Raw genomic sequence first — 10,477 nt, forward strand, 5'->3', positions numbered from 1 at the left:
AAGAGGGAGGTCCCGGTCCCGAGGCCGGTCGGGTTCGGCGCCGGCGCGACGGCTCGCGAATCGGCGGGTCATTGCGCGCAGGTGGGGTGGTAGGGGACACCGGGCAGGTAGAACTGCCAGGACGAGGCGTCCAGGCCGCCCCCGGCCTCGGTGCACGCCGCGGTGACCACCTGTTGCCGGGAGGCGCTCACGGTGGACACCCGCCACAGCCGGAGCATTCCGTCGTTGCCACCCGAGGCCAGCACGCTGCCGTCCCGGGAGAAGGCGAGCGAGAACACCGCGTGGGTGTGTCCCGTCAGTGGCAGTCCGATGGGGCGCAGGCTGGGCGCCGGCAGATCGCGGCCATCGCGAGCGGAGGTGTCCGATCCGTCGCCGGCCCGGCCTTCCCCTCCTTCCTGCTCCGGGGGAACCTTGGTTTTCTCGAACTCGCTCGCGCAGGCGTCGAGGGCCGGGCGCCCGATGCGGTCCGCGGCATCGGCGGTGGCGGGGGGAAGCCGGGCGGCGGTGCGGGCGTCCCACAGGCGCACGTCGCGCCCGGAGCCGACGGCGAGGATGCCGCCGTCGGGAGAGAACCTGACCGCCCGCGCCTCCCCGGGGCCGGCGGGCAGCCAGCCCAGGAGGTGGCGGTCGCCAGTCCCGCCGCCGACGGACCACAGACTGACTCCGCCGAGCTCCTCGCCGACCGCCTCGACGGGGGCGGCGGGGGATCGGTCGACGCAGGTGTCGACCGGTCCGAGGGCGGGGGCCGGCCGGCCGGCCGGCTGCGGCCGCGCCGAGTCGCCGATGTCCCAGGCCATCCGGGTGCGGTCGAAGCTGGTCGCGACCAGCAGCCGTCCGTTCGCCGAGAACGTCACCGCGGTCACCAGACTGTGCAGGCCCGTCAGCGGCGGCCCGACGCGCCGAGGCTGATCCGGGCCGGCCGCGACCGACCACAGCAGCACCGATGCGTCCGCGCCGCCGGTGGCCAGCAGTTGCCCGTCGGGGGAGAACGCCACGGCGGTGACGGGGCTGCCGTTGGCCAGTGTCGTCCGGCTGCTGGCCAGGGTCTGGAGGCGTTCCTGGCTGGCGGCGTCCGGATGCACCGCCCAGGCGGCGAGCGACAGCCGCAGCGCGCGGATCCGGTCCGTCGCGCTCACGTCGTCCGCCCTGGTCAGCAGGGCCTGGGCGATCACCGCCCGCTGGGCGCGTTCGGCGGCGTGCTGCGCCTGCCGGGCGGAGACGCCCTGCCAGCCGGCGGTTGCGGCGCCGGCGAGCGTCACCACGAGCAGGACGGCCAGCACCGCGATCGTCCGGCGCCGGCGCCGACGGTCCCGGCGGCGCGCCGCCTCGACGCGACGGTGGCACTCGGCGAGAAACCGCCGTCCGGCGTTGTTGAGGTTCACGACCGGCCGCCCGCCCGCCCGGAAACGGTCGTAGGACCCCCACAGAATGGTCGTGGCGGCGGTGAGCCGGTCGACGTCCCACAGCGGGCCGCCGTGTGCCCGGGCCGCGGCGGCCCGCTCGACCTGCCCCTCGCTGAGCAGCGCGGCCTCCCGCTCGCGGATCGCCGCGTCCAGCGGTGGCCAGACGGAGAGCAGCGCCTCGTGGACGACGCCGACGCCGGCGCCGCCGAGGCTGTCGCTGGCCGTCGACAGCAACCGCTGCTCCACGAAGACGCCGAACGCGGTGCGCATGGCCTCCGACGGCAGCTCCGCCACCTCTATGCGGCGCCGAGTGCGTCGGCCCCCCTCGTCCAGGGTGGCGAGCTCCGCCATGCCGGCGAGGATCTCCTCCCTGGGCAGGCGGGCGGCGGCCACCGCCTCGTCGAGCACGGCGTCCGCCCGGCGCGCCAGCGCCCCGCGCACCCCACCGAGCTCCTCGTAGCGCTGCGCGGACAGCCGTCCGCCGCGGGTCTGGTTGCGGGCCAGCTCGTGCAGGGTGAAGGCCAGCAACGGCAGCGCCTCGCCGCCGTCGGTATCAGCGACCATCTGGCTGACCAGCTCCGGCTCCACCGACAGCCCGGCGACCCGGGCCGGCTCGGTGATCACGACGCTGAGCATGTCGCGCGCGAGCGGCCGCAGGGGAAAGGCGTGCAGGTGGGCGCCGTGCAGCTCGGGCAGCGCGAACAACTGGTCCTGGAACTCCGAACGGACCGCGATGACGACCCGGATGGGACCGTCGAGCCCGTGGGAGAGCACCCCGGCGAACCGGGCCCGCTCGGCGGCGTCCGCACGGGTGAACAGCTCCTCGCCCTGATCGACGACGAGTAGGAGCCGGTCCCGGTGCTGGCCGTAGCCCGCGCTCAGCAGTTCCTCGGCGAGCCCGACCAGGGCGCGGTCGTCGGTGGCCAGCCGCTGGTGGACCTCGGCCGGATCCCAGTGCAGCCCGATGCGGATCGCCGTCTGCGTGAGGGCCCGCGCCAGCTTGTTGATCGGGTCGTGGCCGGGCAGGAACGGATCGGCGACCTCCCAGCCGGGCTCGGCCCCCAGCCGCGCCGTCAACCCCGCCGTGACCAGCGACGACTTCCCGCACCCGGACCCGCCGACGACGAGCAGCAGCCGCCGGTCGCTCAGCGCGCGCAGCCGGTGGGTCAGCCGGCGAAGCTCGTCGGCGCGCCCGTAGAAGACCCGGGCCATGTCCCGGGTGAACGGCCGCAGCCCCGGGAACGGCGAGCGGTCCCACGCCCAGCCCAGGCCCCCGGCGGCGTCCACCCGCCGCAGCGGGCCATCCAGATCGCCGATCCACCCGCCGTTGTCGACGACGGCGACGTGCTGGCGGTCGTCGAGCAGCGGCGAGGCCACCCCCGCCTGCGCCCGCAGCGGCAGCAGCAGGCTCCCGACCTCGTGGGCGATCCCGATTTCGTAGGCACACCAGGGGGAGGCGTTGTAGGCCTCGGTCACGACACAGATGACGGCGTCCGCGGCCCGCAACTCCTGGTGCAGGCGCTCCTTCCAGACCTCGCCCGGCCGGATTCCCGTCCGGAGGTCGCGGGCCAGGAATGCCCGATGGCCGAGATCGGCCAGCGTGCGGTAGATCCGGTCGGCCAACTCCGCGTCCGAGCTGGCGTGGCTGACGAAGACGCGCGCCACTCTCATCCCCAGTAATCGCCGCGCACATTGCCGTGCAAACGCGGTAGGGCGTTGATACTACCGCTCCGGAGTACCGCGCGGCCGGTACAAATACGGGTTTGCGGCCGGCGGTGGCCAACCGGTCGCGGGGAAAATCTCGCAATCGGACCCGCCGCCGGCGGAGTATCAGCTTAAGCACGGATGAACAGATGATGGAGCGCGGGGAAATAATGGATAACCGGACGCCGGAGCCGGTTATCCGCGCCCCCGAGCCGGCCCGCCCGCCATCTCCACCGCCCGGGTACGGCCGCGGCGGGATCTCGTCGATCGTGCCGCCTCGCCCCGTCACTCCGTGCCCCGCCGCTCCGTGCCCCGCCGCTCCGTGCGCCGTGGCTCCGTGCGCCGTGGCTCCGTGCGCCGCCGGATGCGGCGTGCGGTGAGCCCGGCGGCCGCGCCGTGGTGGCCGTCACCTGATCTCACGACGCCGCCGCACTCGGGCATGGCGCGGGCCACCCGACGCCCACCCCCGTGCGGCCGTGCCGTGAAATCGCCTTCGCGGCGGCGCTTCGTACGAAGATTGCCCCGCCATACGGCACCTGTCCCTGCCCCGCGCGGGGGACGCGGCCGCTAATCCGGCGATCCGGCCGCACACCCGGGCACCGTTCATGGCATGCTCGGTTTCCGACGGTAGGAGCAGGCGCCGACCAGTCCGGTTCGGGTTGATCGGCGAGGCTTCTCACCTGCGACGGTCCGCCGTCGTGGATGTTGCCGGTTTTGCCGTCGTGTTGACGTGGGTCCTCATCGTGGAGGTTTGTTGTGAAGCGTGTCGGAGCGATTGTTCTGCTGGTTGCACTCGTGGGTGGCGGCTTCCTCTTCCGCCGGCAGCGCGGCAAGCAGGACGCATAGGTCCGCGCCGCGTCGGCGCCGATCGGCGGGAATCCACCGCGTGCCTCGATGAGGCACGACAATCGGTCCCGCCGGGTTCGGTCGTGCCGGGTTCGGTCGTGATCGGATCGCCGCTTCGGTGGTCGCCTGTCGAGCAACGTGTTGTGAGACGGTCCGTACGTGCATCAGTTTGACGCCGAGACAGCCGATCTCCTGCGGGCGATCTTCGACTTCACCGGGGTCCGCCTCGGCTTCGATCCGGTTCCCCTGGACGGTCCGGCGACACCGGCGGAACTGTCCGCCAGGGTCGGCCGGACGATCACGGCGGACGGGATCGGTGGTCGCCGAGCCCTGGAGATCTTCGACGAGGTGCTCTCGCGCGCCTGCATCTCGGCGGACCATCCGCGCAACCTCGCCTTCATCCCCGCGGCCCCGACCCGGTTGTCGGTGCTGTTCGACGTGGTGGTCGGCGCGTCATCCATCTATGGCGGAAGCTGGATGGAGGGTGCGGGCGCGGTCCACGCCGAGAACGAGACGCTGCGTTGGCTGGCCGACCTCGCCGGTCTGCCCGACACGGCCGGTGGTGTGTTCGTGCCCGGTGGCACGGTCGGCAACCTGTCCGCGCTTGTCGCCGCCCGCCAGGCCGTCCGGGCGCGGCTGGCCGCCGAGGGTCGGCCGATGCCGGCGCGCTGGCGCTTCGTCTGCGGGGCGGAGGCCCATTCGTCGCTCTACCAGGCGGCGATGGTGCTCGACGCGGACATCGTGGCCGTGCCGACGGGGGAGGAGGGCAGGCTCACCGGCCCGCTGCTCGCCGCCGCGCTCGACGACCTCGCCGGCCAGCGCGACCCGGCCGAACAGCGCGACCCGGCCGGACAGGGCGATGCCGCCGCGCACGACGGGGTCTTCGCCGTCGTGGCGACCGCGGGGACGACCCAGTTCGGCATCGTCGACGACCTGCGGGGCGTGGTCGACGTCTGCCGCGACCGGGGCCTGTGGGTGCACGCGGACGGCGCCTACGGCCTGGCGGCGCTCGCCGCGCCCTCGGCTCGGCCGCTGTTCGACGGGATCGCCGACGTCGACTCGTTCATCGTCGATCCGCACAAGTGGCTGTTCGCGCCGTTCGACGCCTGCGCGCTGATCTACCGCGATCCCGCCCTGGCCCGGGCGGCGCACGGTCCGCAGCGGGCCGGCTATCTCGACGTGCTCGACTCGGCCGCCAACTGGAATCCGTCCGACTACGCCATCGGGCTGTCCCGGCGGGCCCGCGGGCTGCCGTTGTGGTTCTCCCTGGCGGCGCACGGCACCCGCGCCTACGCCGAGGCGATCGAGACCACGCTGGCCACGACGCGGGCGGCGGCGGCGCAGATCGCGGCGCGGCCCGAGCTGGAACTCGTCCGCCCGGCGGAGCTTTCCGTGGTGGTGTTCCGCCGGCTCGGCTGGCGGGACGCCGACTATCACCGGTGGAGCGACAACCTGCTCCGTGCGGGATTCGCCTTCGTGCCGCCCACCCGGCACGACGGGGAGACCGTCGCCCGCTTTGCCGTCGTCAATCCGCGCACCACCCCGGCCGACATCGAGGCTATTCTCGACACGATGGCCTGACCGCGATCGCGATAGGCGGTTTTCGGTGCCGGCAACCGCATGCGGTGTTCGGTGCCGGAAACCGCGGCTCGTGCTGCGCGGTTCCCGTGGCACGGTCCCGCGCCGGACATAGTTGGGCGGTGCGGGTCCCTTTCGACCCGCGCCGCCCAGGCGCGGCAACCGGCGGGCAGCCGTCGCCATTCACCGCCCGGCATCGTCGGCGGTCCGGCGTCGGCGGCGGTGAGCCCGCCGGTGCCACGCATTAACCCTGGCTTCGCCCGGGCTGCGCTTCAGGCGGGAACGTCAGTTGCCCACCGTGAAACGACGGTTGCGGTTACGCGGCTTCTCGACCTCGTCGACGGCGGCGATCGCGAAGTCCTCGTAGGAGATGCCGATCTCGCCCTGAGCGTCCACCACGGGCCGGTCGTTGCCGGTGCGGTAGGCGCCCCGACGCTGCCCCTGGCCCAGGTTGCGCGGCGGCGGGGCGATGGCTGCCCAGCGCACGTTGCGCGCGCCCCGGTACACGTCGAGCGCGTCCACCTGGTCGAGCGCGTCCTTGCGCTCGGCGGCGGGGAAGTCCGGGCTGTCCACGAGCCGCTGGCCGTTGTCGTCCTCCAGGGTCCCGCCGCTGGAGACGTGCAGAACGGCCGGAGCCTGGTCGCCGATGCGGGGCAGGACGTCGACGAGGGTACGCGCGGCGTTCGCGTGCACCGGACGGTCGACACCACCCACCGCCACGACGATGGCGTCCGCCTCCTGCGCCAGGCGCTGCACGGAATCGCGCGACGTGGCGTCGCCCTCGACCGCGTTGGCCTTGCGCGGAAGCTTCTTCACGCGGGCCGCGTCGACCTCGACCGCGGTGACCTCGTGTCCCCGTCGAATTGCTTCGTCGGTGATGCGGCGCCCGATCTGACCACCGGCACCAAAAATGACGATCCTCGCCATGCCATTGCCTCCGACTCGCCGGTCGTGCAACTGATGGATAGTCGTGCGTGTGCTGAATGGCGTCGTCGCCCCATCGCGCCGGCGCCATGGTCAGTAAGTGAATTACTGTCCGCGCTGACTATTTCACGCTCCGCGTCCACCGCAAGTTGACGTCGACCGGCGCGGTCCGGGGTCGCCCAAGTCGGGTGGGCGAAAACGGAACGCGCCGCTCGCCGCTCGCCGCTCGCCGCGCGTTCCGGGCGCCGCGATGGAGCGGGACGACGCCTCCGGGACATGAACCCGCATTGCACTCAGGGCGTCGCGCCGGTTTCGGCGGCGTTGGGTGTGGCTGATCGGGTGCGGTGGGTAAGATCCGCGGTGTCGGCTGGTAAGGGTCGATGTCGTGCCAGAGGACGGGGGGCGTTGATGGCGCGGGTGTTGCTGGTGGTGGATCCGAGCGTCGGCGTGAGCCCGTCGGATCTGGTGAAGGCGTGGACGCCGGCTCCTCCGGTCGTGGACGGTGCGGTGGTTGCGGATGGTGCGGTGGCCGTGGAGGCCGTCCGGGGGCGGGTGATGCTGCCGGGCGTGCTGGAGGTCCTGGTGCTGCCGGTCGCGGTGAACCTGGCCAGCAGCGCGCTGTTCGAGCTGGTCCGATCGTGGGTGGCCCGGGCCCGCGGGCCGGCGGCGCAGGATGCGGAGTTCGAGGTGGTGGAGACGACCGACGACCAGGGGAACCGGGTCGTGGTTGTCCGTCCGCGTCGTACCGTCTGATCCGCGGAGTCCGGCCGTGGGCACGGTGATCGTCCGGGAGCGGGAACGGCGTTCGGACGGAACGTTCGCGGTTCGGCTGGCCTTCGACGACGGCGTGGAATACGACGTCGAGATCCGCGATCCCGCGGACGCTCAGGACGAAGGGCTGTTCTCCTGGTATTTTGAGGAGCATCTGCGCTATCCGTTCCTGGACAAGGACATCGAACGGGCCGCGAAGGAACGGATCGGCGAGTACGGCAGGGGCCTGTTCGAGCAGCTCTTCGCCGGCTCGGCGCGGTATGAGTACCAGCGGATGCGGGAGCGGGGCTTTGACGGCTGCCGGGTGGAGGTCGCCGGGTCCGCGGCTTTTCAGCGGTTGCACTGGGAGACGCTGCGGGATCCGGAACTGCCGTCACCGCTGGCGGTGCGGCTGCCGGTGACCCGGCGGGTGGAGCCGCTGTCCGGCCGGTTCGAGGCCGGGTCGGGTCGGGCCACCTTGAACATTCTGGTGGTGACGGCCAGGCCGGACGGTCCGTCGGATGTGGGGTTCCGGACCCTGTCTCGGCCGTTGTTGGACGCGCTGCGGCAGGCGGCGGTGCCCGTGACGGTGGATCTGGTCCGACCGGGAACGTGGGACGCGCTGCGCGACCATCTTGACGGAACCCGGGCGGAGCACGGCGGGGGCTGGTATCACGTCGTGCATTTCGACGTGCACGGGCTGTTCACCGCGCATGACACGTTGGCGGCAGGACGGGAGTCGGGCCGGTTCTTCCTGCGTCGCTGGCTCGAGGCGTTCGACGGCGAACAGGGCTTCCTGTTCTTCGAGACCGCGCAGGATGGGAAGGCCGAGCCCGTTCCCGCCGGCGAGGTGGCGGCGCTGCTGGCGGAGCACCGGGTGCCGGTCGCGGTGCTGTCGGCCTGCCAGTCGGCGATGCAGAACGGCGACGAGGCGAGCCTCGCGTTCCGGCTGGTGCAGGCCGGGGTGCCGCTGACGGTCGGGATGGCGTATTCCGTGACGGTGTCCGCGGCGGCGCAGGCCATCCCGGCGCTGTACAGCCGGCTGGCGGCCCAGGCCGATCCGGTCGACGCGGTCCACACGGCGCGGCGGCGACTGTTCGACGTCCCCGCCCGGCACGCCTACTTCAACGAGGAACTGGAGTTGGAGGACTGGATGTTGCCGGTGTTGTACCGGCAGCGTCCGGTGGATCTGCGGCTGCGGGAGATGACCGAGCAGGAGGCCCAGAGCTTCTACGCCCGCCAGGTCACCGTGGCCGACGAACCGGCGACCGAGTACGGGTTCGTCGGCCGGGACCTGGACGTGCAGACCATCGAACGGCGGCTCCTGCTCGACGGCGGCCGCAACGCGCTGCTGGTGCAGGGGATGGCGGGGGCGGGGAAATCGACCCTGCTGGCGCACCTCGGCTGGTGGTGGCAGCGCACCGGTCTCGTCGACCACGTCTTCCGGTTCAGCTATGAGGACCAGGCCTGGACCGCGGCCCAGATGGTGCGGGAGATCGGGAAACAGCTCCTGGGCCGGGTCGACCAGGCGAGGCTGGAGGTGCTGTCCGAGGACGCCCAGTTGGAGCGGGTCGCCGGGCTGATGCGGTCGCGGCGGCACCTGCTCGTGGTCGACAATGCCGAATCGATCACGGCGAGCCCGGCGTCGATCCCGCACGCTCTCCCGGCCACGGAGCAGCAGCGCCTGCGCACCCTGCTGGGCCGGCTGCAGGGTGGTCGGACGCTGGTCCTGGTCGGCTCACGGGAGTCGGAGGGCTGGCTGGCCCCCGGCACGTTCACCGACAACGTCTACGAGCTGCCCGGCCTGGACCCCCAGGCCGCCCGCGACCTGGTCGACCGGATCCTGACCCGCCACGGCGCCACCCACTACCAGGACGACGCCGACCAGCGGGACGCGCTGGACCGGCTCATCGACCTGCTCGGCGGCTACCCGCTCCCCCTGACCATCGTCCTGCCCGCCCTGGCGGAGACCACCCCGACCGCGGTCCTGGCCGATCTCGACACCGGCGGCCAGGAGGCCGGCCCGGTCGGCCTGGCCCGGCTGGCCATCGAGACCAGCCACGGCAAACTCGACCCGGCACTCCAACAATCCCTGCTCCTGCTCGCCCCGTTCGTCGCCACCGCCCCCACCGGTCCGTGGCTGGATCGCTACCAGGAGATCCTCGCCGGCCATCCCGCGGTCGCAGCCCTCGGCGCGGTGGACCTGGCAGCCGCGGTAGATCATGCCGTTCGGGTCGGTCTCGCCACCCCTCACCCGCAGTTGAGTAACACGGTGCAGCTCCAACCGGTCCTGCCGTACTTCCTGCGCAGCCGTATCCGCGACCGCGCCGATCTCGCCGCTGCCGCTGCCGACGCGCATTACCGGTACCACTGCGAGCTCGGCGCCATGGCACACCGGCTGTTGACGTCCAACACAGCCGAGGAGCGCACCCTCGGACGGGTTCTGACCGCCACTGTTTACGCGAACCTGCAGGCTGGTGTCACCCACGCCCTGACCACCGCGCAACCTGTTCTCCCGGTCCTCGGACCCTTGGAGGAATATCTCGACCAGGCCCGCCAGCACCACCCACGCTGGCAGCTACTCACCCGCACCATCGACGCCTATCCCACTCCCGACACCACCGCCGGACAGAACGAACTCGCCCAGCTCCATCACCTCGCCGGCGTGGTTGCCCAGGAGCAGCGGCGGTTCGAGGACGCCGAGGCCCACTACCGCCGTGCCCTCGACCTCAAACTGAAGCTCGGGAATGAGCGCGGCGCCGCGAGCACCTACCAAAGTCTCGGTATTATTGCGCAGGAGCGGCGGCGGTTCGAAGATGCCGAGGCTCATTGTCGCCGCGCCCTCGACCTCTTTCTGAAGTTCGGGGATGAGCACGGGGCCGCGCTGACCTATCACCAGCTCGGCGTTGTTGCGCTGGAGCGGCAGCGGTTCGAGGACGCCGAAGCCCACTACCGCCGTGCCCTCGACCTCAAACTGAGACTCGGGGACGAGCACAGCGCCGCGCTCACCTACCACAATCTCGGCATCGTTGCGCAGGAACAGCGGCGGTTCGCGGACGCTGAAGCCCACTACCACCGTGCCCTCGACCTCCTTCTGAGGTTTCGGAATGAGTATCGTGCCGCGCTCACTTATCACCAGCTCGGAATGCTGGAGCAGGAGCAGTGGCGGCTTGAGGACGCCGAAGCCCATTACCGCCGTGCCCTCGACCTCAGGCTGAAGTTCGGGGATGAGCACGGTGCCGCGCTCACTTATCACCAGCTCGGAATGCTGG

5 protein-coding genes are annotated in these 10,477 nt (G+C 72.0%); 3 read left to right on the forward strand and 2 right to left on the reverse strand.

Annotated elements, in window-relative coordinates:
- Nucleotides 1-68: 68 nt before the first annotated feature.
- A complete protein-coding gene (locus tag UK82_RS17390; RefSeq protein WP_044888154.1) occupies nucleotides 69-3,074 on the reverse strand; it encodes a TIR domain-containing protein in 3,006 nt (1,001 codons plus the stop codon).
- Between the two features lie 1,038 nt (nucleotides 3,075-4,112).
- On the opposite strand from UK82_RS17390, the gene UK82_RS17395 reads away from it, so the two are divergent.
- Nucleotides 4,113-5,534 carry a pyridoxal-dependent decarboxylase gene (locus UK82_RS17395; protein WP_055408181.1) on the forward strand — a complete coding sequence of 474 codons (1,422 nt, stop codon included), beginning with the start codon at nucleotides 4,113-4,115 and terminating at the stop codon, nucleotides 5,532-5,534.
- A gap of 282 nt (nucleotides 5,535-5,816) precedes the next feature.
- Here the strand turns inward: UK82_RS17395 and UK82_RS17400 are convergent, their stop codons facing one another.
- Complete coding sequence (locus UK82_RS17400; RefSeq protein ID WP_044888152.1) at nucleotides 5,817-6,458, reverse strand: NAD(P)-dependent oxidoreductase; 642 nt, start codon at nucleotides 6,456-6,458, stop codon at nucleotides 5,817-5,819.
- A 405-nt stretch (nucleotides 6,459-6,863) separates the two neighbouring features.
- Here UK82_RS17400 and UK82_RS17405 point away from each other — a divergent pair, with 405 nt between their 5' ends.
- Together UK82_RS17405 and UK82_RS17410 are read left to right on the forward strand one after the other, a co-directional pair.
- Nucleotides 6,864-7,208, forward strand: coding sequence for a hypothetical protein (locus tag UK82_RS17405; protein ID WP_044888151.1), 345 nt, complete (start codon nucleotides 6,864-6,866; stop codon nucleotides 7,206-7,208).
- 16 nt (nucleotides 7,209-7,224) lie between these two features.
- Nucleotides 7,225-10,477, forward strand: a 3,253-nt coding sequence (locus UK82_RS17410; protein WP_161849129.1) for a tetratricopeptide repeat protein, incomplete at its 3' end; no start/stop codon positions are given.

Origin of the sequence: Frankia sp. ACN1ag (genome assembly GCF_001414035.1) — a bacterium.
GTDB lineage: Bacteria > Actinomycetota > Actinomycetes > Frankiales > Frankiaceae > Frankia > Frankia torreyi.

Excerpts from the sequence above, each read along its gene's own strand:
- UK82_RS17405 (WP_044888151.1), top strand. The coding sequence starts at position 6,864 with ATGGCGCGGGTGTTGCTGGTGGTGGATCCGAGCGTCGGCGTGAGCCCG.
- UK82_RS17390 (WP_044888154.1), bottom strand. The coding sequence starts at position 3,074 with ATGAGAGTGGCGCGCGTCTTCGTCAGCCACGCCAGCTCGGACGCGGAG.
- UK82_RS17400 (WP_044888152.1), bottom strand. The coding sequence starts at position 6,458 with ATGGCGAGGATCGTCATTTTTGGTGCCGGTGGTCAGATCGGGCGCCGC.